Origin of the sequence: Microbacterium sp. LEMMJ01 (assembly GCF_002114135.1) — a bacterium.
Lineage (GTDB): Bacteria > Actinomycetota > Actinomycetes > Actinomycetales > Microbacteriaceae > Microbacterium.
Map to the genome: position 1 here is coordinate 57,318 of NZ_NCTV01000025.1, position 21,161 is coordinate 78,478.

Consider the following 21,161-nt stretch of genomic DNA (forward strand, 5'->3'; position numbering starts at 1 on the left):
TTGACATAGGTCAAAATCTCCCCTACCGTCGAGTCATGGGTACGGCGGAGAGCAGAGACGGCGAGACCGATGCGATCAGCGGTGTCACCGCCGCCGAGATCTCCGAGAGCGTGCGCGACCTCGTCGAACGGGGAGCCCTCGTCGCCGGCGACCGCCTCCCGCCTGTCCGCACCCTCGCACAGCGCCTCGGCGTCAATCGCAACACCGTGCTCGCGGCCTATCGCTCCCTCGTGACGGCGCGCATTGCGACCACCGGCGGGCGCACCGGCACGACGGTGCTCGGACCGGCTGCCACGCCGGATGAGGGCTTCACGCCCGGAACGGCCCTGCGTGACATCGCCAGTGGGAACCCCCAGGCGGCCCTGCTGCCCGATCTCGCCGCGGCCCTCGCGACGGTGCATCCCCGATCCGTCCTCTACGGCGAGTCGGTGATCGACGCCGAACTCGCCGAGTGGGCGACGCGCTGGATCGCAGAGGACCAGCCGCGCCCCTTCCGGCTCTCGGTCACCGCGGGCGCCGTCGACGCGGTGGAGCGGCTGCTCGCCCAGACGCTCGTGCACGGCGACCGGGTGGGCCTCGAAGACCCCTGCTTCCTCTCCAGCATCCAGACCGCGCGGCTGGCCGGGTACACGCCCGTCGCCATCCCGGTCGACGAGGAGGGGCTGACCGTGGAGGGAGTGCGCGAGGCCCTGGAGGCCGGCGTGCGCGCGATCGTCTGCACGCCCCGTGCGCACAACCCCACCGGGGTCAGCACCAGCGCCGCCCGCGCTGCGGAACTGCAGGAGGTGCTCGCGCCCCATCCGCATGTCCTCGTGATTGAGGACGACCACTTCTCCCTGCTCGCCCCCACGCCCTACGCGAGCATCATCGGCCCGGCGCACGAACGCTGGGCCCTCGTGCGGTCGGTGTCGAAGTTCCTCGGGCCGGACATGCGCCTGGCGGTGACGGCCTCGGACCCGGTCACGGCGGAGCGGCTCGCCCTCCGGCTCAGCCCCGGGACGATGTGGGTGAGCCATGTCATGCAGCAGCTCGCCGCGGCCATGCTCCGTGACGAGGAGGTCCATCGGCTCATCGCGACGGCGGGCGCCCGCTACGTGGCCCGCAACCGGTCCTTCGTGGCGCTCCTCGCCGCCCGCGGGGTGGAAGCCTCCGGGGAGAGCGGCCTGAACGTGTGGGTCGACGTCCGCGACGACGCCGGCGTGGTCGCGGATCGGCTGGCGCGCCGTGGCTGGCTCGTCCGTCCGGGTTCCGAGTTCACCCTGGAGGACGAATCCGCCGGGGGGCGCCACGTGCGGGTGACCGTGCACGATCTCGACGACGCGGAGCTGCGCCGCCTCGCCGACGATGTCGCCGCAGCCGCCGGACCGGCCTCGACCGAGGAGGGCGCGTGACGCAGGGCGAGACGGCGGGTGTCTTCCGGGTCGGGCGGTCGTCGCGACTGGACGGCGTGCTCTACGACCTGCGCGGTCCGGTGGCGGAACGGGCCGCAGAGCTGGAGGCCCGCGGCGAGCAGATCCTCCGCCTGAACATCGGCAATCCCGCCCCGTTCGGCTTCGAGGCGCCGCCGGTCATCGTGGAGGCGCTGCGAGCGGCGCTTCCACGTGCCCACGGCTACTCCGAGTCCCCTGGTCTGCCGGAGACGCGCGAGGCGATTCGCGCGCACTATGCGCGCCGACCCGGATTCCCGGCCCTGGGGATCGATGCGGTGACCGTCGGCAACGGGGTGTCCGAGCTCGTGGGCCTCACCCTGCAGGCGCTCCTGGAACCGGGGGACGAGGTGCTCGTCCCGAGCCCCGACTATCCGCTGTGGACGGCTTCGACCGTCCTCGCCGGAGGAGAGCCGGTCCACTACCCCTGCGTCGAGGAAGCCGGCTGGCGTCCCGACCTCGAGGCCATGGCTGCGGCGATCGGACCGCGCACGGTGGCCATCGTCATCATCAACCCGAACAACCCGACCGGGGCGGTGTACGACCGCGCGACGCTGGAGGGCATCGCCGACCTCGCCCGTCGTCACGGACTGCTCCTGCTCTCGGACGAGATCTACGACCGCGTCGTGTACCCGGGCTTCACGCACCTCTCCACGGCGCAGGTCGCGCCCGACGTGCCGTGTGTGACCTTCGCCGGACTGTCGAAGACGCACCGCGTCGCCGGATATCGGGCGGCCTGGGCGCTCACGACAGGGTTCGCCGCAGATGACGCCTTCCTCTCCGGAGTGCGGCTGCTCGCCTCGATGCGGATGTGCGCGTCCGTACCGGCGCAGCATGCGATCACGGCGGCGCTGGAGCACGACACGTCGCTCGACGCCCTCGTCGCGGAGGAGGGGCGTCTGACGGTGCAGCGCGACGCGGCGACGGCGGCGCTGCGGGAGATCCCCGGTGTCGAGGTGCAGGAGGCCGGTGGTGGGCTCTACCTCTTCCCGCGGCTCGATCCGGAGGTCTACGGCATCCAGGACGACGAGCGCCTGGTGCTCGACCTCCTCGATGCGGAGCGCATCCTCCTGGTGCACGGGCGGGCCTTCAACGGCGCGGATTCCGACCACGTGCGCGTCGCCTTCCTGCCCGAGACCGAGGTCCTCGTCGACGCCGTGCAGCGCTTCGGCAGGTTCCTGCAGGGGTACTCGCCGCCGGGCGCGTGAGGACACCTGACCCGGTGGAGTGACCGAGTGGCCAGGTCGCGGTCCGCAAGACCGTGTACGCAGGTTCGATTCCTGCCTCCACCTCTGAGAGGACACCCGCGGCCGGCGGGTGAGTTCAGGCCGCGAGGCCGAGCCAGGCGCGCGGCGAACGGCCGAGCCGCTGGGCGAACGCGCGGGAGAACGCCGACGCGCTGGCGTAGCCCAGATCGGCGGCGACCGCGCTCACCGACATGCCGGCACGCAGCTGCTCCTGGGCGATCGTGAGCCGCCACTCCGTCAGGTAGTCGCCCGGCGCGCGGCCGACGACCTCTTTGAAGCGGGCGGCGAAGGCACTGCGCGACATGGCCGCGGTGCGCGCGAGCGTGTCGAGGTTCCAGGGCTCGCCGGGTGCTTCGTGCATCGCCACGAGCGCGGGTGCCAGACGCTCGTCCGAGAGTCCGGGCAGCAGTCCCGGGGGAAGCGCCAGCTCGCCGGAGTGGTCGAGCATCCAGCGGAAGAGCTGGATGAGCACGACCTCGAACATCCGGTCGGCGAGCAGGGGGCGACCGCAGCGCACGTTGTCGACCTCGGCGAAGAGGAGGTCGAGCGCAGGCGCGAGGGTGGACACCTCGTCGAGCGGCAGGACGATCACGGAGGGGAGGGTGCGCACGAGCGGGTGGGTGGCCCCGCCGTCGAAATCGATCGTGGCGCAGGCGAAGTCGGACTCCTCGGTCGGGGCGTTGAGGAAGGTGTGATCGATCGGGCGGGGGAAGAACAACAGGCTCGGGCGGGTGATGGTCTCGCGCTCGATGCGTCCGTCCGGGCGCTGATGCGTCACCTCCATCTCGCCGCGCCGCAGCACGTGGAGGAAGCCGTGGCCGGCGCTCGCCGCGAAGACCGTGGTGCCGCAGAGCGGTCCGGTGTGGAACAGGCGACTGCGCACTCGGAAGCGGTCGAGCAACGGGGTGAGGCGGTCGAGCGGCGGCATTCCTCCATTCTTCTGGACGATGTGTCATGAATGCAAGATCAAATGATACGTATCGTACTCACTGCCGCGGAAGACTGAAGGGGAAGCCGAACCCGGCTCGTCTCGAAACAAAGGAGCATCCCATGCCCAACGTCCCTCTCGTCGACCGTGAGACCGCTACCGGCCCCGTCAAGGACCAGCTCGAGCAGATCGGCTCCGCCTTCGGCGCCGTCCCCGCCATGTTCCGCGCGGTCGCGAACTCGCCTGCGGCCCTGACCAGCATGTGGAGCGCGTTCGGCGCCTACGGTGGGGGCACGCTCGGTGCGGCCCTGGGTGAGCAGATCGCCGTCGCCGTCGCGAACCGGAACTCGTGCGGGTACTGCCTCGCCGCGCACACCGCGCTCGGCAAGAAGGCCGGCCTCTCGACCGAGGTGCTCGCCGCCGCCCAGGATGGCACCTCCGAGGATCCCCGCACCGCGGCGCTGCTGGCCTTCGCTCTCAAGCTCGTCGACGAGCGCGGCCAGGTGACCTCGGCCGATGTCGACGCCCTCCGCGCGCACGGCTGGAACGACGAGCAGATCGTCGAGACCATCGGCCAGGTCGCGCTGAACCTCTTCACGAACTACGTGAACATCGCGCTCGACGTGCCGATCGACTTCCCGACGGTGCCGCTGCGTCGCGCCGCCTGAGGTCGAGGGGAGCAGGGGCCGGATTCGCTGGGGGTCCGGCCTCTTCCGCTGCCCCGGCCGGCTCGCTAGGCCTCGACCGCATCCAGCCAGTCGGTGAGGACGCGGGTGGCGAGCGTCTCGAGCCGGGGGCCGAGGGTGCGTGCCTGCTCCCGGATCACCCGCGGATCGATGCCGTGGTGATGCAGTTCATGGGCGTGGCCGATGAGCCAGCGCTCGATGACGCGGTGGTCGGCTTCCAGGTGGAACTGGAGGCCGAGAGTGCGCCCCACCGCGAAGGCCTGATGCGGGAAGCCCGGGGTGTGCGCCAGGGACTGCGCCCCGGCGGGGATCGCGAACTCGTCCCCGTGCCAGTGCAGCACGGGCTCGCCGTCGAGCGGGGCCAGGACCGACTCCCGGCCCTCGGGCGTCAGCGTGAGCGGACCGAAGCCGATCTCGACCGCGCCGGTCGGCCGGACCGCTGCGCCCAGGGATTCGGCGAGGAGCTGCGCGCCGAGGCAGACGCCGAGCGTGGCGCCGCCGCTGTCGAGTCGCGCCGCGACGGCGGCCTTCGAGGAGCGCAGGAACGGGTAGCGATCGTCGTCGTACACCCCGATCGGACCGCCGAGGACGATGAGCAGGTCGGCTCCGGCGACGGCGTCTGCGTCGAGTTCGTCGATGCCGGCATCGAGGAGGGTGGTCTCGTAACCGCGCTCCGCCAGCAGAGGAGCGAGGATCCCGAGGTCTTCGAAGGGGACGTGGCGAACGGCGACGGCCGTGCGGGGCGTGCGGGACGCGGACATGCACTCTCCTCGGATAGATTTGACCTATGCCAAAAATAGCACAGGAGGTTCAGGGCTCCGAAGTGATCGTGCACGCCGCGGGGGTCCTGTTCGACTGCGATGGCGTGCTGGTGGATTCGGTCCCCTCGGCGGCGATCGCGTGGGATGCCTGGGCCCGCCGGTACGCCCCGGGATTCGACTTCCTCCGAGACGCCCCGCACGGCATGCGACCGAGTGAGGTGGTCGCGGCGATCGTCGGGCCGGAGCGGGCCGCCGAGGCGACCGTCGATCTCCTCGCGCGAGAGCTCGCCGTCGCCCCGGCGACCACCGGGATCCCGGGGGCCGCTGCCCTGCTCGCTGCGCTGCCGTCCGAGCTCTGGGCGGTTGCGACGAGCAGCAACAGGGCGGTCGCGACCGCGCGGATGCGGGGTGCGGGCATCCCGGCACCCGCCCTGCTCGTGGCCGCCGAAGACGTGGACCGCGGCAAGCCCGCTCCCGACCCCTACCTCCGCGCCGCGCGTCTGCTCGGGCGGGACCCGCGGGACTGCGTGGTCTTCGAGGACTCGGCACCGGGGATCCGTGCGGCGCGGGCGGCCGGGGCGGGGCTCGTGGTCGGAGTGGGCGCCGGCTCTGCGGCGGCCCACCCCGACCTGATCGTGCACGACCTCGCCCGTGTGCGCTGGAGCGGCGAGGCGCTGTACCTGCGAGTGCTCAGCGGAGCGCGCTGAGGGCCTCGTCGATGACGTCCACCGCGACGTCGAGCTGCTCGTCCGTCGTCGTGAGCGTCGGCAGGAAGCGGATCACGTTGCCGTCGCTGCCCGCGGTGAGCAGCAGGATGCCGCGCTGGGCGGCGAACTCCGCGACCATGGAGGCGGCCCCGGCCAGCGGTCGCGTCGTGCCAGGGGTGCTCAGCTCGAAGGCCTGCATGGCACCGATCCCACGGACGTCGCCGACGACGGCGTGACGGGCGCGCAGGCCCTCGAGCCGCGCGGACAGGTGCGCGCCGATCCGCCGGGCGTCCGCGAAGAAGGTCCCGTGCTCCAGCTCGTCGAACACCGCGAGGGCGGCGGCGATCGAGACCGGGTTTCCGCCGAACGTGCCGCCGAGGCCGCCCGGGTCGGGTGCGTCCATGATCTCGGCGCGACCGGTCACCCCGGCCAGGGGCAACCCGCCGGCGATGCCCTTCGCCGTGAGCACGAGGTCCGGAACGAGGTCGAAGTGCGTGCTCGCGAACCATGTCCCGGTGCGCCCGAGGCCCGTCTGGATCTCGTCGGCGATGAACACCACGCCGTTCCGCGTGCACCACTCCTGCAGGGTCGGCAGGTAGCCCGCGGCAGGGACGACGAAGCCGCCCTCGCCCTGGACGGGCTCGGCGATGACGGCGGCGAGGTCGTGGACGCCGATGCGCTGTTCGAGATGGGCGATCGTGCGCGCCGCGGCCTCCGTCCCGTCGAGGCCGTCCCGGTAGGGATAGGAATTGGGGACACGGTGGATGTCGGGAGCGAACGGGCCGAACCCGGTTCCGTACGGCGCCGCCTTGTGGTTCATGGCGAGCGCGAGGTTGGTGCGCCCGTGGAACGCGTGGTCGAGGGCGGCGACAGCGCGCCGTCCCGTGTGTCTCCGGGCGATCTTCACCGCGTTCTCGACGGCTTCGGCGCCGGAGTTCGCGAAGGCCGTGCGGGTCTCGTGGGTGCCGGGCACCTTCTCCGCGAGCAGCTCCGCGAGGCGCACGTAGCCCTCGTACGGGGTGACGGTGAAGAGCGTATGCGTGACCCGATCGAGCTGCTCGGCCGCGGCGGTGACGGCGGCGAGGTTGGTGTGGCCGATCGTCGTCACGCCGATGCCGCTGCCGAGGTCGAGGAAGCGGTTGCCGTCGACGTCGGTGACCCAGGGGCCGTCGGCGTGCTCGATGTAGACGGGGAGCACGCTGCCGACGCCGCGGGGGACGACCCGTCGCCGGCGCTCGTGGAGCGCCCGGCTCCGCGGCCCTGGGATCTCGGTGCGCAGGCACGGAGCCGTCAGTGCGGTGTCGGAGAACAGGCCGGGTGCGGACATGAGAGGGCTCCTTCGCGAAGGGGGTGTCGGCGGGCGCGCGACGTGGTCCCGAAGCTATGTTAGATTTTGACCTATGTCAAAGTCTGAGCCTGTCGGAGACGGCGCCGCGCGCTACCCGACGGCCGTCACCGCCGCGGATTTCCGTGCCAACCTCGCCGCCGTCCGCGCCCGTATCGACGCCGCCGCCGAGCGTGCGGGACGGGAACCCGGTGCGGTGCACCTGCTCCCGGTGAGCAAGACCGTCCCGACCGAGCGGGTGCGGGTGGCCATCGGCGCGGGGCTGCGTCGCCTCGGGGAGAACAAGGTGCAGGAAGCCGTGCGGAAGAACCGGGAGACGGCCGATCTCGACGTGGACTGGGTGGTCATCGGCCATCTGCAGACGAACAAGGCCAGGGACGTCGCCTCGTTCGCCGCGGAGTTCCAGGCGCTCGACCGGCTCCGGGTCGCCGAAGCCCTGGACCGGCGCCTGCTGGCCGCAGGGCGCAGCCTCGACGTGTACGTGCAGGTGAACACCTCGGCCGAGGACTCGAAGTTCGGGATGCCGCCCGACGAGCTTCCGGGCTTCCTGAAGGCCCTGCCGTCCTACGGTGCCCTCCGTGTCCGCGGGCTGATGACGCTCGCGCTGCTCACACCGGACGACGCCCGGGTGCGGGAGTGCTTCGCGCTGCTGCGCACTCTTCGGGACAGGGCGCGCGAGGAGACCCCCGAGCTCATCGGCGACGGCGCCCTCTCGATGGGCATGTCCGGAGACTATGAGATCGCCGTCGAGGAGGGGGCGACGTGCGTGCGGGTCGGGCAGGCGATCTTCGGTGCGCGTGCCGTCCCCGACAGTCACTACTGGCCGGAGGGTTGACCCCGCTCAGTCCTCGGTGCGGAAGCCGGCCGCCTTGTGTGTGCCGTCGCAGAAGGGCTTGAGCGCGGAGAGCCCGCAGCGGCACAGGGCCACGGTGCGTCGGCGCGGGTCGATCACCGTGCCGTCGCTCGCGTGCAGCTCGATCTCACCGCGCACGAGCAGCGGGCCGTCGGGGTACGCGGTGACCGTGACCGGTTCGTCCCGGCCGCTCATGCGGTCGTCCTCTCCCGCAGTGCCGAGCGGCCCTCGGTCCAGGCGTCGAGGGTGTGGGCTCCGGCCCAGCCGTCGACCGTGAGGCACGCGGCCGCGCCGAACAGGATGTCCGCCAGCAGTTCCGGACGGTCCTCGGCGAGGCTGCCCGCGAGGTCACGGGCGGCGATCTGCTCGTGTACCGCGTCGGCCTCCACATGCTCCTCGAAGTACGCGGCGACCTCGTCGGCGAACCCCAGCCGGTGCAGGCCGTCGGCGTAGAACCGGCAGGGGATCGACGAGGTCATCTCGTAGGCGGCGAGGTGGCCGACGATGGCGCCGACGAGCCGGCGGTTGAGTCCGAACAAGCTCATCATGTTGTGCGAGGCGAGTGTGATCGCCGGGGCGTCGTCGACATAGGCGCCGTACGTGTCGTCGAGTCCTGCGGCGCGCAGCGCTCGGGCGTAGAGCTCCGCATGCACCCGCTGCGGGCGGCCGCCGCCGTACTCGTCCGACTGGATCTCCACGAGCGCGGCCTTGGGGCGCCCGGTCAGCCGCGGAATCGCCCACGAATGCGGATCGGCCTCCCGCAGCGTGTACACCGATCGCAGGATCAGGGACTCCTCGGCCTGCTCACGGGTGGCCTTCCTGGCGATGTGGCGCGACAGGCTGGGGCCGGTGTCCGCTGCAGCGAGGGCGAACAGGGCGCGACCCACGGCGTCGACCGTGGGTTCGGGAAGCTCGGGCACCGGCATGGTGTCACGCAGTGCGGCCTCGAAGGCGTCCTCGAGGATACGGCGTGCCGTGACCACCCCGGCGTCCCACTCGAGACTCGCATCCAGCTGCGGAAGCGAGCCGTAGGAGGACGCGTAGAGGACGAACAGGGCGAGCTGGATGTCGTCGTCCCTGACCACGTCGTCGCTCGCGGCGACGGCTGTGGCGGCGAGATCGGGGAGGGTGGCGGCGTCGTCACCGCGACCCGTGAGGACACCGAGGGCGGCGCTCGACAGGGGGCCGCGCGGCGAGAAGGCGACGGCGGTGTCGGCGTCGAGGGTGGAAACGGTCATGAGGAGGGGCTCCCATCGGATCGATCACCCGCATCCTCACCCGCGCGAGCGGAGACCACCAGGGACTTGACGCCGAGGCGCTCGGCAGGCAAGCGCGCCCGCCGTCACGGGCACCCGGCGAACACGTACCCCTCCTCGTCCGGAGTGACGAGGTCGCGATCGCGGAGCACTGTCGACGCCGGGGTGTCCGGGTCGGCGCACAGCTCCGCGAACGGCCGAGGGAGCTGATCCGTGTACTCGATGTCGATCACGTGCGGCCCGTAGACCGCGGTGTACGCGCCGCACTCCGCGTAGGCGGCGCACTCCTCCGTGACGGCGAAGTCGAAGCCCGCGCGCTCCTTCAGGGCGTCCGCATGTTCCGCCGCGTTCTTCTGCCCGGCGGCGAGCCCGACGCCGTGCGCCGCGTCGACGAAGAGCTCTGCGAGGGCGAGGTTGTCGTCCAGGGTCAGGGCGCCGTCCGCGCGCGAGAACGAGTCGAGGTTGTCGAACTCGACCGCCTGGAAGCCGGAGTCCGCACAGCCCTCGATCCACGGGATCACGATCTCGGCGATGCGGGACCGCTGTGCCGCGCTGGTGGTGTCCAGGAGGGCCTCGTCGGGCCAGTCGGGATCGAAGACCACCTCGTCACCGTCGTGCAGGAGCAGGCCATCGGGCCACTCGGCGAGCTCGCCCGGCTGGGTCTGGAAGCCGTTGACGTAGCAGACGGAATAGAGGCCGGCAGCCGGCTCCGCGCTGCGGTCTCGCCCGACGATGCCCACACCCTCGGCCGGATCGTACGCGCCGCCGAGCTGGTAGTCCGGGAGGGCGGCGGTCGGAGGCAGCGCGACCGCGGCCGACGGCGCCGTTCCCTCCGCGGGGAGAGCGGACGGAGCGGTGCAGGCGGAGAGGGCGAGGATCCCGACCGCGACGAGGGCCGCCGGCGCCAGGGAGACGCGTATGCTGCTTCGACCGCGCGGGGGACGGGGGAGGCTCATCGCGGCTGAGGCGTCGGCTGCGCGGGGGCGTCGGCGGGCGGGGCCGCGGCCTCCGAGGGGTTCCGGCGGATCCCGATCCACGACACGACGCCGCCGAGCACGAGGAGCGCCGCCGTGACCCAGGCCGCGTTGTGGAACCCGCCGAGGTCGAGGGTGCCGCCGACGATGGTCGACAGCATCGCGACCACGAGCAGACCGGCGACGCGGGAGACGGCGTTGTTCACGGCGGAGGCGATGCCGGAGTGGTTCTCATCGATGGCGCCGAGGATCGCGGCCGTCAGCGGGGCGACGGTGAGCGACAGGCCGAGGCCCATCACGATCATGGCGGGGAGCACCTGCGCCCAGTAGTCGAAGGCGGCGTTCACGGTCAGCAGCATCAGCGCTCCGACGGCCATGATCAGCGGCCCGACGGTCATGAAGATGCGCGGGCCCCAGCGCCCTGCCCACCCGCCGGCACGGGAGCTCAGCAGGATCATGAGGATCGTCATCGGCAGGCTCGCGAGCCCCGCCGCCGTCGCGCTCAGTCCCGCCCCCTGCTGGAGGTAGACGCCGACGACGAAGCCGTTGAGGGAGAGCGCGGCGTACACGAACAGCGTGGCGAGGTTGCCCCACCCGAAGTCGCGCACCCGGAACAGCCAGAGCGGCATGAGCGGCGTGGCCGAGCGGCCCTGGCGCCACAGGAAGACGGCGAAGAGCGCGGCCCCGGCCACGGCGGGGATCCAGATCGCGGGGGAGGCCCACCCGAGGTTCGGCTGCTCGATGAGGGCGAAGACGATGGCGCCCAGCCCCAGCGCGCACAGTACACCGCTCCACCAGTCCACGCGGACGCCCCGCGGGTGCTCCGGCAGATGCAGGCGGGCGAGCAGCACCAGCGTCACCCCGATGGGGAGGACGTTGATGAGGAAGACGAAGCGCCAGGACAGGAAGTCGACGAAGAGCCCGCCGAGCAGCGGACCGACCAGTTGAGCGGCCGTGGTGAAGGCGGTCCAGACGCCGATGGCCCTCGCCTGCAGGTCGCCGCGCATGGTCGCGGTGATGAGCGCGAGGGAGCTGGGGACGAGCAGGGCCCCGGCCGCCCCCTGGGCCCCGCGGGCCACGATGAGCATGAGCGGGTCGATCGCGGCGGCGACCGCGACGGACGCGATGCCGAAGGCGATGAGGCCGATCCGCATCACCAGCACCCGTCCGTAGGCGTCGGACAGGGAGCCGGCGAGCAGGATCAGCGCGCTGAGGGTGATGAGGTACGCGTCGACGACCCACTGCTGCGTGGTGATCCCGCCGCCGAGCTCCTCGCTGATGGCGGGAAGGGCGACGTTCACCACTGTCCCGTCGAGGAACGTGACGAACGAGGCCAGCACGGCGATCGCGATGACGAGCCGCTGGAGCGGGGCGAAGGATGACACAGGCCGACCCTACTCCGGGCGACGGACCCGAGGGCCGGTCAGGCGGCCGGTGTTCCGGTACCTTCCTGCAGGAGCCGTCGGAGCGCGGGGAGCCCGTCCCGTGCGTGCGCCGCACGCTGCCGTGCCGCGCCGGTCCCGTCGGCCCGTATCCGGGCGAGGCCCGCCCGCACCGCGTCCGCATCGCCGAGCTCGTCCAGCACCGGTCCGATGTCGTCGAGCAGGTGCTCCGCCACAGTCCAGGCCGGGGCGACCTCTCCGGTGAGCGGATCCAGGAGGCGGGCCGTCATCCCCGCTCGCGACGCCATCCAGATCGACGCGTCGATCGTCTCCGTCTCATCGGCGACGATCCGCTGCCCGGATGACAGGGCGATCCCGCGGGTCAGCAGCGCGGAGAGAACGGCATCCTCCGCGGTGAGCTGCGTGTCCGCGACGCGCGCCTCCACGGTCGGGTAGTGCTCGGAGAGGCGCACCGCCCAGGAGAGGGAGGTCGCCTCGCCGATGGTCCCGAGGTCGAGGAGCTGGCCCACGCGCGTGCGGTAGTCGTCGACGTCGGCGAACCGGGGCGGACACCACGACGAGGGGAGTCGGCGGATGAGCATGTTCCGCCAGCTCGCGAAACCCGTGTCGAGACCGTTGCCGAACGGGCTGTTCGTGCTGAGGGCGAGCAGCAGGGGCAGCCACGCGCGAAGCCGATTCAGGGAACGGACCCGCTCCTCCTCGTCCGGCACCTCCACGTGCACGTGCAGGCCGTTGACCTCGTGCTCGCGGGTGAGGTGCGCCAGCCGTCGCGCGACGTCGTCGTAGTGCGCCGACGGCGAGAGGCGCGGCGAGCGGAGAGTGGTGAACGGCGCGCCGGTCGGTGCCGCGATCGCGCGCCGGACGCGGGCCTGCCTCCCGATGGCCGCGCGCAACGCCGTCAGCTGCTGGACGGCCTCGGCGCCGGTGCGTACCGGATCGGTGAGGGCCTCGACCTGCGAGGCCAGGTACTCGGTGGTCACGCGTCCGGCGGTGACGTCATCGCCGATGCGCTCCAGGATGTCACCGCTGAGGGCGACGGGGACGAGCGAATCCTCATCGAGCAGAAGGAACTCCTCCTCGATCCCGAAGCGCGTCATCCGGGTCAGTGGTTTCGCAGTTCGGAGATGAGCTCGGCCTTGCGCTTGCCGCTGTAGCCGGTGAGACCCAACTCCTTCGCGCGCTTCCGCAGCTCGGGAACGGTCCAGTCCTCGTAGTCCCCGTGCTTCCCGCCGCGGCGGCCGACCGAGCTGCGGCCGTCTCGTGCGGCCGCGTTCGAGATGCGGGCGGCCTTCTCCTTCGAAGCCCCGTCGTCGCGGAGCTCTTCGTACAGCTCCGGATCCTTCAGCGAGTTGTTGCGTCGTCCTGGCATTGCTCTGCTCCTTCGCGCATCGGGAGGGTCCAAGTCAACCCCCTCCAGAGAGGGTGTGGTTCGGGTCTAGCGTGAGGTCACCGCAGTCGGGCGCCCGCGCCCCCAGAGAAGGGAAAGACCGATGAACATCCTCCTGATCATCGTCATCGTCATCGCCGTGATCCTCGCGATCACCGGAGGACTGGTGCAGTCGCTCCAGTTCCTGCTGTGGGTCGGTCTGGTGCTCCTGGCCATCGCCGCGATCGCCTGGCTGATCCGAGCGATCACCGGCAGCCGCAAGGTCTGACCCGAGTGCGGAGGGGGAGGCTCGCCATCGGCGAGCCTCCCCCTCTTCATGGGTTCAGCGGGTGGGGGATCAGCGGTTGAACGCGTCCTTGACGCTGTCGCCGGCCTTGCCCGCGGCGTCCTTCACGTTCTCGCCGGCCTGCTTCGCGTCGGCCTTCACCTGATCCGCCTGGCCTTCGGCCTCGAGCTTCTCGTTGTCGGTGAGCTTGCCGAAGCCTTCCTTGACCTTGCCACCCAGCTTCTCAGCGGAATTCTTCATGTCATCTGCGCCACTCATAAGAGGCTCCTCTCCTGGACGGATCGATTGCTCTTCGAGCGTCGCACCGGCGTCGCGGTCCGTCCACGGGATTGACATTCACCGACGAGCGTGTCAACGTTCCGCCCCCATCGACTCCTGCCCGCACAGGGGTTAGCCTGGCGCCAGGCGGGTGTCCTGCCCGTCGTCCTGGACGAAGGGAGCGGTGTGCGATGGACGCGATGATGATGGGTGCCATGTCCAAGAACATGGAGTCGATGCCGGACATGGCGATGATGGACATGTCGGTGCTCCAGGCGTGTATGGACGCGTGTGCCGCCTGCGAGCAGGCCTGCACGGTGTGCGCGACGCAGGAGATGGACTGCGCCCCCGCGTGCATGAACTGCGCGGACGTGTGCCACACGATGATGCGATCGATGCTCCGCATGCAGGGGATGACCCCGGCCACGATGATGGCGATGCTGGACGCGTGCATCGCGATGTGCCAGATGTGCATGGACGAGTGCATGCAGCATGCCGATCACAGTGACGTCTGCCGCCTCTGCGCTCAGGCGTGCCAGGCCTGCATGAACGCGTGCATGGCGGTCCGCGACATGATGATGGCGAGCGCCTGACCCGAGGGGATCAGGCCCTCTTCACACGACGGCGACGTTGAAGCGGGTGCGTCCCACCGCGAGCACGGCGTAGTCGAGGTGGAGGGCGACCGGGCTGCCGATGGCGGCCTCCAGCGCGGCGCCGGAGCCGTTCCACAGCGTGTGCGTGGTGCCGTCGAGCGTGCGGACGACGAGGTCTCCGGCGACCGGATCCGCCGCGATCACGAACGCATCCGCCCATCGCGCCGGGGTCGCCGCCGCGAGGCGCTCCTGGATCAGGTGCAGGGCGTGGCCGGGGGCCGACGAGGAGCAGCGGCCGCCGTTCCTGCACATGCACGTCGCACGCTCACGCACCTCGAGGGGCGGACGGCGGTGCAGCGGCGTGGACACGGGGACTCCTTCGGATCGGCGTCCGGCCAGAGTACGTCGATCGTGTCGGGATCCCGCAGCGCTCCCGACACGCGACGAAACAAACGGGTGTAGGCTCGCCGGGTGCTGTCGTCGATGAGCACCCTCGGGGCGCGGAGCGGAGCTGCAGGCGCGTTCAGCGCCGCAGGCAGAGGCTGAGGACCGGCCGGAGGCGGAACCCCGTCTCCGGTGCTGCGTCGTACCCCGGCATCGTCCGGGTGATCCTCCGATCCGTCTCGCCGTTCCGGCGATTACACCGAAAGCTCTTCCCCTCATGCGTCCCATCGACGAGCGCGCCCTGCGCGCCTCCTTCTGCAACGCCTCCCGCAAGGAGGTCTCCGACATCACTCTGCCGCCCGGCTTCGCCGAGACCGATTTCGACCGGCTCGACTACCTCGGCTGGATCGACCCGAAGCTGCCCCGGCGCGCCTATGTCGTCGTGTGGATCGACGACGAGCCCGTGGGCGTCGTGCTGCAGCGCGCCGAGCAGCGCGTGCTCGCCCGCGCCCAGTGCTCGTGGTGCGAGGACGTGACGCTCCGCAACGACGTGCAGCTGTACGTCGCCCGACGCGCCGGGGCCGCCGGCCGCAAGGGCGACACGGTCGGTGTGCTCGCGTGCGCGGAGTTCGGCTGCAACGCGGCGGTGCGCAAGCTCCCGCCGCTGGCCTATCCGGGGTACGACCGCGAGCTCGCGCGCGAGATGCGGATCCTGCGGCTGCAGGAGCACGTGACCGGATTCGTGCGCGAGGTCGCCCGGACCGACTAGGCCGTCACGGCGCGGACATGCGCGAGGGCGGGTGCCGCCCACGCCGCCGACAGGCGGGCGAACGCCTCGAAGCTGCGTCCGCCCGGCCAGTCGGCCGGCAGCATCGCCGGGGGTAGTCCCGGATCGGTGTAGGGCAGCACCCGCCAGCGGTCGATGAGGTGCACGTACGCGGGGAACGGCGCATCCGGGAGCGCCGCGAGCGACGCCTGGAAGGCTTCGTGCTCGCCGCGCAGCGCGTCCAGGTCCCACCACGCCGCCGCGGCCTCGGCCAGCGTGCCGGCCGGGGCGGGGGCCGACGCGTCGAACAGCGTCGCCCAGCGGCGGGCACCGAGCTCGTCGAGGATCTGCTCCGCCTCCGCCCTGAGGTGCCCGGGGCAGATCCACAGAGCAGGGGAGACGACGCCGGCGCCGATCCACTGCAGGCGCCGGCGTAGTTGATGACGCACGCTGCGCGCACTCTCCGGGATCGAGAACGACACGAGGCACCACGGATCGTCGTCGGTCATCTCCTGCATCCGGAAGATCCGGCGGTCGCCGCGCTCCAGCATCGGCACGGCCGCCGGGCTCAGCCGGTAGCCGACGGCGTCGCGGCGCTCCGGCAGGAGCAGGCCCTTCTGCTTGAGACGGGCGATGCCCGTCCGGGCGGGAGCGGCGGGGATGCCGAGGTCGGCGGCCAGCGCCACGAGGTCGGCGGCCGAGATCCAGCCTCCGAGTGGGCGCAGATACAGGCCGATCAGGGTGCGCAGGAGCGAGGCGGTGCTGCCGGGGCGGGCGTCGATGTCATCGAGCACGACCGGCGCCGCGGGGTCAGGAGACACCGGACTCCAACGCATCCCTGACCGCGAGCACCCCGGCGACGGTCTCGGCGTGCGAGGTGCTGAGCGGCGACAGCCCGAGCCGGATCCCATCCGGGAAGCGGAAGTCGGGGATGACGCCGTCGGCCCAGAGCCTCCGGGTGACCTCCCGGAAGTCGGGGTGGCCGATCGTGATGTGTCCGCCGCGTCGCGCCGGGTCGCGAGGGCTGAGCAGGCGGACGTCCAGGGGCGCGAGCAGCTCGTCGTACGCCCGGACCGCGAGCGCGGTGAGCGACTCCGACTTCGCGCGCACGCCGTCGATGCCCGACTGCTCGATGAGGTCGATCATGCTCTGCATCGCGAGCATCGAGGTCACCGGCGGCGTGCCGCTGAGGAGCTGTCGGATGCCGTCGGCAGGGACGTACTCCGGGCCCATGGCGAAGATGTCGGCTGCGCTCCACCAGCCCTGGATCGGCTGCCGCAGCAGGCCCTGCAGGTCGTGGCGGAGGTAGGCGAACGCGGGCGATCCCGGGCCGCCGTTGAGGTACTTGTAGGTGCAGCCGACGGCCATGTCGACGCCCCAGTCGTCGAGCTGCATCGGCACGACGCCCGCCGAGTGGCAGAGGTCCCACAGCATGAGCGCCCCCGCGTCATGGACGACGGCGGTGATGGCGGGCATGTCGGCGAGGGCGCCGGAGCGGTAGTCGACGTGGCTGAGCGAGACGAGCGCCGTCCGTTCGGAGACCACGGCGGCGACGTCGTCGACCGTGACGCCGTGCACCGGGTCGGGCGTGATCCAGCGCAGCGTGGCCCCCATCTCCGCCGCGACGCCCTCGGCGAGGAACCGGTCGGTGGGGAAGTTCCCCTCCTCGATCACGAGCTCCGTCCGCCCCGCGGGTCTCTCAGCCGCGCCCCTGGGTCCCTGAGCCGCGTCCGTGGGTCCCTGAGTCCTGCCCCTGGGTCCCTGAGCCTGTCGAAGGGCCCCCCGCATGAGCTTGTACAGCAGGACGCTCGTGGAGTCCGACACGACCGTCTGCCCCGCGCCCGCGCCGAGGGTGATGGCGCCGATGCGGTCTCCGAGCTCCATCGGCAGGGCCATCCACTGTTCGTCCCAGGAGCGGATGAGGCGGGTGCCCCAGTCCTCGCGCACGAACGCGGCGAGCTTCTCCGGCACGTCGCGCAGCGGACGCCCGAGCGAGTTGCCGTCGAGGTAGGCGGTGACGCCCGGGGCCTCGACGAACGCGTCGAGATGCGCGGCGAGCGGGTCGGCGGCGTCCAGGGCGCGGGCGGCGTCGAGGAGGGTGGTGTCGGCGGAGCGGTCGGTCATGTCACACCTTCAGGTCGGCGGGGGTGAGGGGGCGGGCGGCCAGGGGATCGGCGGATCCCGGTGGCAGCAGGAGGATGAGAGAGCGGGGATCGAGCGGGTCGACCGGCGCGAGGGCGCGGAGGAGGGGCTCGTCGTCGAGCCCGGCGGTGCGGAGGGCACGGACCTCGTCGGGGTTCAGGTCGACGGGGGTCGGGCCGTTGCCCATGTCGGTGCCGTAGCGGACGGTGCCGCCGGCGGCATGGAAGCGGGCGACGTTGTCGATTGCGATGGCCCTCGCGGCGGGGTCGTGGATGGCGAGGGTGCTGATCCAGGAGGCCCGGACGGCCTGCTCCGCGATCTCCTCGTCATCCAGACGCTCGGTGAACGGGGCGTGCGCGAGCTGCGTCGCTCCGAGGCGGACGACGCGCTGCGCCTCGCCGGTGCCCTCCGCATGGGCGACGACGGAGAGGCCGTGCGCCACGGCGAGCTCGACGATCGCGCGGAAGAGGGCGTCGGAGAAGACCGGGCCGGCGGTGCTGTTGCTCGCGACCTTGATGAAGGACGCGCCCGACGCCGCCATCTCCGCCACGGCGGCCGCCGCCCCGGCGGGGTCCGCGATCTCCCGCACCGATCCGGCCGGAGCCCATGCCCGATCCGAGGGGTAGCCACCCGGCGAAGTGAGGAAGGCGCCGGCGTACCGGACGGTTCGCAACTCAGGAGAATCCGGCCCCACCGTGCGCGAAACCGCGCCGGCGCCGCCTCCGTCGGCCAGTTCTCCTGCATTGTGGACGGCGATAGACGCGACGGTCGACGGGTCGCCGCCGAGGTCGACCACCCGCCCGAGGCACGACGAGGCGAGGAGCGTGTGGTCGACGAGTTGCAGATGCACGTGGTGGTCGGTGAAGCCGCCGACGATGCGTCCGACCAGGGCTGGGGTGCCGGGGGAGGGCGCCTCGTCGCGGAGCTGGGGGCGCCCGTCCGCGCCGAGCCCGACGACGCCGTCGCGCCAGCGCTCGCCGTCGAAGAACGTCGCCGCGAGCATCAGGAGCCGATCTCGGTGCGGACGGTGTAGAGCTCCGGGAAGAACGTCAGGTCGAGGGCGCGCTGCAGGAAGCCGACGCCGCTCGATCCACCCGTGCCGACCTTCATCCCGATGGTCCGGGACACGGTCTTGAGGTGACGGAAGCGCCAGAACTGGAAGTTGTCCTCGAGGTCGACGAGGTCCTCGCAGGCCTCGTAGAGGTCCCAGTGGGTGCGCGGGTCCTGGTAGATCGCGCGGATGGCGGGCACGAGGGCCGGGGTCTCGCGGTACGGCTCCCGCACGTCCCGGTCGAGGATCTCGCGCGGGACGGGGAGGCCGCGGCGCGAGGCGTAGCGGAGGAACTCGTCGTACAGCGTGGGCTTCTCCCACTCGGCGGTGAGGAGCGCGAGGTTCGCGGGGTGGTCGCGGAAGACGCTCAGCATCTTCTCGTTCTTGTTGCCCAGCGCGAACTCCACGGCGCGGTACTGCACCGACTGGAAGCCGGACGAGTTGCCGAGCGCGCCACGGAACTGGGCGTACTCCGTCGGGGTCAGTGTCGCGAGCACCGACCACTGCTGCGTCATCACGTCCTGGATGCGCTTGACCCTGGCGATGCGCTTGAGGGCGTCGCGCAGGTCGTCGGCCGCAAGCAGCTCCCGCGCCGAGCTGAGCTCATGCAGCAGTTGCTTCAGCCAGAGCTCCGTCGTCTGATGCTGGATGATGAACAGCATCTCGTCGTGGTGCTGCGGGTCGCTCACCGGGTGCTGTGCCGTGAGGAGCTGGTCGAGCGCGAGGTACGAGCCGTAGGTCATGCGACCGGAGAGGTCCGTGACGATCCCGGACTCGAGTGCGCGTTCGTTCTCGGTGTGCATCTCGTGAACATATCATTTCCGTGCCGGTCGTCACAGAGACGTTATGTCCGAATCCCGACGCATCAGCACGACCCGGCGACGGTGGCACGGGTATCCGGAGGGTTCGGTCGTGCACCCGTGCCGCAGTCGTGCACCCGTGCCCGGCTCGTGCATCCGTGCCCGGGTCCGCCTGCACGATTCGGAGACGGTGGCACGGGTATCCGGAGGATTCGGGTCGTGCATCCGTGGCGGGGTCGTGCAACGGTGGCAGCCTGCGCCGGACGAAAGGGGCCGGGTCAGCGGGTGTGCGCGTCGAGGAAGGCGATGGTGTCCGCAAGCGCCTTCCGGGCCTCGGGGAGATCGAGGTGGAACTGGTACTCGTGCGGGAGCTCCGGCTCGTGCGGCGCAGGCCAGAACACCGGCGTCACGTCGACCCCGAGCTCCTGCAGCCGCTTCGACATCGGGATCGACTGGAGCCAGGTGAGCCCGTCGCCGTTGCCGCCGGAGATGTAGGTCGCGGGGAAGTCGGCCGTGACCCAGTCGACGGTCGACATCGTGGCACCCGTCGAGTCCTCCGCCCAGGTCTTCGTGCCGGAGTACGCCCACATCGCCGACTTGAAGCCCCATCCCGCGACCCCGTCGAGTTCTGCCAGTGCGGCGAGGTCGTAGACGCCGCAGTTCAACACGGTCGCGACGAGCTGATCGGCGAGGATCGACGGGCGGATGCCGAGGATCTCCGCGTAGTCCGGATTCGTGATGAGTGTCGCCATCTGGCTGGCGAGCTGGGCCCCGGCGGAGTCTCCCGCCAGCACGATGCGGCGCGGATCGACGCCCAGTTCCGCCGCGTGCGCGTCGATGTAGGCGAGGGCCTCGTCGAGCTGGTGGACGGCGAGCGGATACACGCCCTCGGGTCCGCGGGTGTAGTTCACGCCGATGGTCGTGTAGCCCTCCGCGGCGAGGATGCGGAGGTACGGATCGACGTCCTCCTTCGAGCCCGAGATCCAGGCGCCTCCGTGGATCCACACCACGGTCGGCAGTGCGCCGTCGGCGGAGGCGGGGCGGAAGACGTCCATCGTCGTGTCCGGGCCGGCGTCACCGTAGGCGACATCTTTCCGCTCGTCGAGGGCGGTGTCCGGGACATGCTTCGTCATCTCGGCGGCGGTCTCGTCGCCGCCCTTCGTGAACACGGAGCGGATGATCATCGCGGACGGCCACGGGGTGAGCGCGCCGACGATCGCGACGACGGCGGCGACCGCGGCAAGGGTGCCCGCGACGATCTTCGTGCGACGCCAGGGCGTCCGACCGGTCTTCGCGGCCACGGTTCCGGCCGTGCTGCGGGAGTCTTCCACGGCCTCAGTGTGCCAGCATCCGCCGTCGTGGACCGGGAATGACGGGCGTCCTCACCCGGCGAGGCTCGCGAGGAGACGCCGGAGGCCGTACTCGAAGGCGCGGTCGACGTCACCCCCGAGTCGGAACGCCCCGGACAGTTCCATCTGCAGGAATCCGGTGGCCCAGGCGGTGAAGAGACGCGCGGTGTCGAGAGCGTCCGTCTCGCCGACCGCGGTGGCGCAGGCGCGGATGACGGGGGCGGCGGAGCGTTCCAGGGCCTCGCGGGAGACCGCGGCGTTGAACATGAGGCGGAACCCCTCCGGGTGCGCATGAGCGAAGGAGCGATAGGTGCGGGCGAGCGTGGAGAGGTCGTCGCCGGCCGCCTCGAGCTGGGTCGCGAGGGCATCGACGGATGCCGTGGCGACCGCGACTCGCAAGGCCTCACGATCGCGCACGCGCTTGTAGAGGGAGGGGGCCCGCACGCCCACACGCTCCGCGACCGCCTGCATCGTGAGTCCCGCAGGACCGTCGGCCTCGATGATGTCCTGGCCGGCCGCGACGATGGCATCGATCGACGTGCGTTCGGGGGTGGGCAT

Annotated in this window: 25 protein-coding genes and 1 tRNA gene; 9 read left to right on the forward strand and 17 right to left on the reverse strand. The window is 71.4% G+C overall.

What is annotated here, in order from left to right:
• Nucleotides 1-35: 35 nt before the first annotated feature.
• From B7W94_RS07875 to B7W94_RS07885, 3 genes are all read left to right on the forward strand, one after another.
• The gene (locus B7W94_RS07875) at nt 36-1,391 is read left to right on the forward strand and encodes an aminotransferase class I/II-fold pyridoxal phosphate-dependent enzyme (protein WP_085605779.1); all 1,356 of its coding nucleotides are present in this window, start codon (nt 36-38) and stop codon (nt 1,389-1,391) included.
• Nucleotides 1,388-2,635, forward strand: coding sequence for an aminotransferase class I/II-fold pyridoxal phosphate-dependent enzyme (locus tag B7W94_RS07880; protein ID WP_085605781.1), 1,248 nt, complete (start codon nt 1,388-1,390; stop codon nt 2,633-2,635). Before B7W94_RS07875 ends, B7W94_RS07880 begins: the two co-directional genes overlap by 4 nt.
• A 13-nt stretch (nt 2,636-2,648) precedes the next feature.
• Nucleotides 2,649-2,719, forward strand: a tRNA-Cys gene (locus B7W94_RS07885).
• A 31-nt stretch (nt 2,720-2,750) separates the two neighbouring features.
• Here B7W94_RS07885 and B7W94_RS07890 read toward each other — a convergent pair.
• A complete protein-coding gene (locus tag B7W94_RS07890) occupies nt 2,751-3,602 on the reverse strand; it encodes an AraC family transcriptional regulator (protein WP_085605783.1) in 852 nt (283 codons plus the stop codon).
• A gap of 122 nt (nt 3,603-3,724) precedes the next feature.
• Here B7W94_RS07890 and B7W94_RS07895 point away from each other — a divergent pair, with 122 nt between their 5' ends.
• Nucleotides 3,725-4,270 carry a carboxymuconolactone decarboxylase family protein gene (locus B7W94_RS07895; protein ID WP_085605785.1) on the forward strand — a complete coding sequence of 182 codons (546 nt, stop codon included), beginning with the start codon at nt 3,725-3,727 and terminating at the stop codon, nt 4,268-4,270.
• Between the two features lie 65 nt (nt 4,271-4,335).
• Here the strand turns inward: B7W94_RS07895 and B7W94_RS07900 are convergent, their stop codons facing one another.
• On the reverse strand, nt 4,336-5,049 hold the full coding sequence (locus B7W94_RS07900; RefSeq protein WP_085605787.1) for a glutamine amidotransferase: 714 nt from the start codon (nt 5,047-5,049) through the stop codon (nt 4,336-4,338).
• A 26-nt stretch (nt 5,050-5,075) separates the two neighbouring features.
• Between B7W94_RS07900 and B7W94_RS07905 the strand changes: the two genes are divergently transcribed.
• Complete coding sequence (locus B7W94_RS07905; RefSeq protein WP_085605788.1) at nt 5,076-5,756, forward strand: HAD-IA family hydrolase; 681 nt, start codon at nt 5,076-5,078, stop codon at nt 5,754-5,756.
• Here B7W94_RS07905 and gabT read toward each other — a convergent pair.
• Nucleotides 5,740-7,083, reverse strand: coding sequence for a 4-aminobutyrate--2-oxoglutarate transaminase (gene gabT, locus B7W94_RS07910; RefSeq protein ID WP_085605790.1), 1,344 nt, complete (start codon nt 7,081-7,083; stop codon nt 5,740-5,742). The two genes, B7W94_RS07905 and gabT, sit on opposite strands and share 17 nt — an antisense overlap.
• A 73-nt stretch (nt 7,084-7,156) precedes the next feature.
• Between gabT and B7W94_RS07915 the strand changes: the two genes are divergently transcribed.
• On the forward strand, nt 7,157-7,936 hold the full coding sequence (locus B7W94_RS07915) for a YggS family pyridoxal phosphate-dependent enzyme (protein WP_085605792.1): 780 nt from the start codon (nt 7,157-7,159) through the stop codon (nt 7,934-7,936).
• A gap of 6 nt (nt 7,937-7,942) precedes the next feature.
• Here B7W94_RS07915 and B7W94_RS07920 read toward each other — a convergent pair whose 3' ends face one another.
• The 6 genes from B7W94_RS07920 to B7W94_RS07945 form a co-directional block, all read right to left on the reverse strand.
• Nucleotides 7,943-8,149 carry a CDGSH iron-sulfur domain-containing protein gene (locus tag B7W94_RS07920; RefSeq protein ID WP_025102521.1) on the reverse strand — a complete coding sequence of 69 codons (207 nt, stop codon included), beginning with the start codon at nt 8,147-8,149 and terminating at the stop codon, nt 7,943-7,945.
• Nucleotides 8,146-9,192, reverse strand: a complete 1,047-nt coding sequence (locus B7W94_RS07925; protein ID WP_025102520.1) for an iron-containing redox enzyme family protein — start codon at nt 9,190-9,192, stop codon at nt 8,146-8,148. Before B7W94_RS07925 ends, B7W94_RS07920 begins: the two co-directional genes overlap by 4 nt.
• A gap of 104 nt (nt 9,193-9,296) precedes the next feature.
• Complete coding sequence (locus B7W94_RS07930) at nt 9,297-10,166, reverse strand: endo alpha-1,4 polygalactosaminidase (RefSeq protein WP_051582153.1); 870 nt, start codon at nt 10,164-10,166, stop codon at nt 9,297-9,299.
• Nucleotides 10,163-11,569, reverse strand: coding sequence for an MFS transporter (locus tag B7W94_RS07935; protein WP_025102518.1), 1,407 nt, complete (start codon nt 11,567-11,569; stop codon nt 10,163-10,165). The genes B7W94_RS07930 and B7W94_RS07935 overlap by 4 nt, the downstream gene beginning before the upstream one ends.
• A gap of 38 nt (nt 11,570-11,607) precedes the next feature.
• Nucleotides 11,608-12,684: a carboxylate-amine ligase gene (locus B7W94_RS07940; protein WP_085605794.1), complete on the reverse strand. Its 1,077-nt coding sequence runs from the start codon at nt 12,682-12,684 to the stop codon at nt 11,608-11,610.
• Nucleotides 12,685-12,689: 5 nt separating this feature from the next.
• Nucleotides 12,690-12,956 (reverse strand): DUF7218 family protein, encoded by a 267-nt coding sequence (locus tag B7W94_RS07945; protein ID WP_025102516.1) that lies wholly within the window; start codon nt 12,954-12,956, stop codon nt 12,690-12,692.
• 121 nt (nt 12,957-13,077) lie between these two features.
• Here B7W94_RS07945 and B7W94_RS18110 point away from each other — a divergent pair, with 121 nt between their 5' ends.
• Nucleotides 13,078-13,242: a hypothetical protein gene (locus tag B7W94_RS18110; protein WP_172400100.1), complete on the forward strand. Its 165-nt coding sequence runs from the start codon at nt 13,078-13,080 to the stop codon at nt 13,240-13,242.
• A gap of 69 nt (nt 13,243-13,311) precedes the next feature.
• Here B7W94_RS18110 and B7W94_RS07950 read toward each other — a convergent pair whose 3' ends face one another.
• Complete coding sequence (locus B7W94_RS07950) at nt 13,312-13,500, reverse strand: CsbD family protein (RefSeq protein ID WP_370670658.1); 189 nt, start codon at nt 13,498-13,500, stop codon at nt 13,312-13,314.
• Nucleotides 13,501-13,709: 209 nt separating this feature from the next.
• Between B7W94_RS07950 and B7W94_RS07955 the strand changes: the two genes are divergently transcribed.
• Nucleotides 13,710-14,111 (forward strand): hypothetical protein, encoded by a 402-nt coding sequence (locus tag B7W94_RS07955; protein WP_085605796.1) that lies wholly within the window; start codon nt 13,710-13,712, stop codon nt 14,109-14,111.
• A 21-nt stretch (nt 14,112-14,132) separates the two neighbouring features.
• On the opposite strand, the gene B7W94_RS07960 is transcribed toward B7W94_RS07955, so the two are convergent.
• The gene (locus B7W94_RS07960) at nt 14,133-14,480 is read right to left on the reverse strand and encodes a hypothetical protein (protein WP_062636841.1); all 348 of its coding nucleotides are present in this window, start codon (nt 14,478-14,480) and stop codon (nt 14,133-14,135) included.
• A 292-nt stretch (nt 14,481-14,772) separates the two neighbouring features.
• On the opposite strand from B7W94_RS07960, the gene B7W94_RS07965 reads away from it, so the two are divergent.
• Nucleotides 14,773-15,264 carry an FBP domain-containing protein gene (locus B7W94_RS07965; protein ID WP_025102512.1) on the forward strand — a complete coding sequence of 164 codons (492 nt, stop codon included), beginning with the start codon at nt 14,773-14,775 and terminating at the stop codon, nt 15,262-15,264.
• On the opposite strand, the gene B7W94_RS07970 is transcribed toward B7W94_RS07965, so the two are convergent.
• The 6 genes from B7W94_RS07970 to B7W94_RS07995 form a co-directional block, all read right to left on the reverse strand.
• On the reverse strand, nt 15,261-16,082 hold the full coding sequence (locus B7W94_RS07970; protein ID WP_085605798.1) for a PaaX family transcriptional regulator: 822 nt from the start codon (nt 16,080-16,082) through the stop codon (nt 15,261-15,263). The two genes, B7W94_RS07965 and B7W94_RS07970, sit on opposite strands and share 4 nt — an antisense overlap.
• Nucleotides 16,072-17,385, reverse strand: coding sequence for a kynureninase (locus B7W94_RS07975; protein WP_085605800.1), 1,314 nt, complete (start codon nt 17,383-17,385; stop codon nt 16,072-16,074). The genes B7W94_RS07970 and B7W94_RS07975 overlap by 11 nt, the downstream gene beginning before the upstream one ends.
• Nucleotide 17,386: 1 nt before the next feature.
• A complete protein-coding gene (locus B7W94_RS07980; protein ID WP_085605802.1) occupies nt 17,387-18,406 on the reverse strand; it encodes a hypothetical protein in 1,020 nt (339 codons plus the stop codon).
• Nucleotides 18,406-19,257: a tryptophan 2,3-dioxygenase gene (locus B7W94_RS07985; protein ID WP_025102508.1), complete on the reverse strand. Its 852-nt coding sequence runs from the start codon at nt 19,255-19,257 to the stop codon at nt 18,406-18,408. The genes B7W94_RS07980 and B7W94_RS07985 overlap by 1 nt, the downstream gene beginning before the upstream one ends.
• 275 nt (nt 19,258-19,532) lie before the next feature.
• Nucleotides 19,533-20,585, reverse strand: a complete 1,053-nt coding sequence (locus tag B7W94_RS07990; protein ID WP_253247407.1) for an alpha/beta hydrolase — start codon at nt 20,583-20,585, stop codon at nt 19,533-19,535.
• A 51-nt stretch (nt 20,586-20,636) separates the two neighbouring features.
• Complete coding sequence (locus tag B7W94_RS07995) at nt 20,637-21,161, reverse strand: TetR/AcrR family transcriptional regulator (protein ID WP_085605804.1); 525 nt, start codon at nt 21,159-21,161, stop codon at nt 20,637-20,639.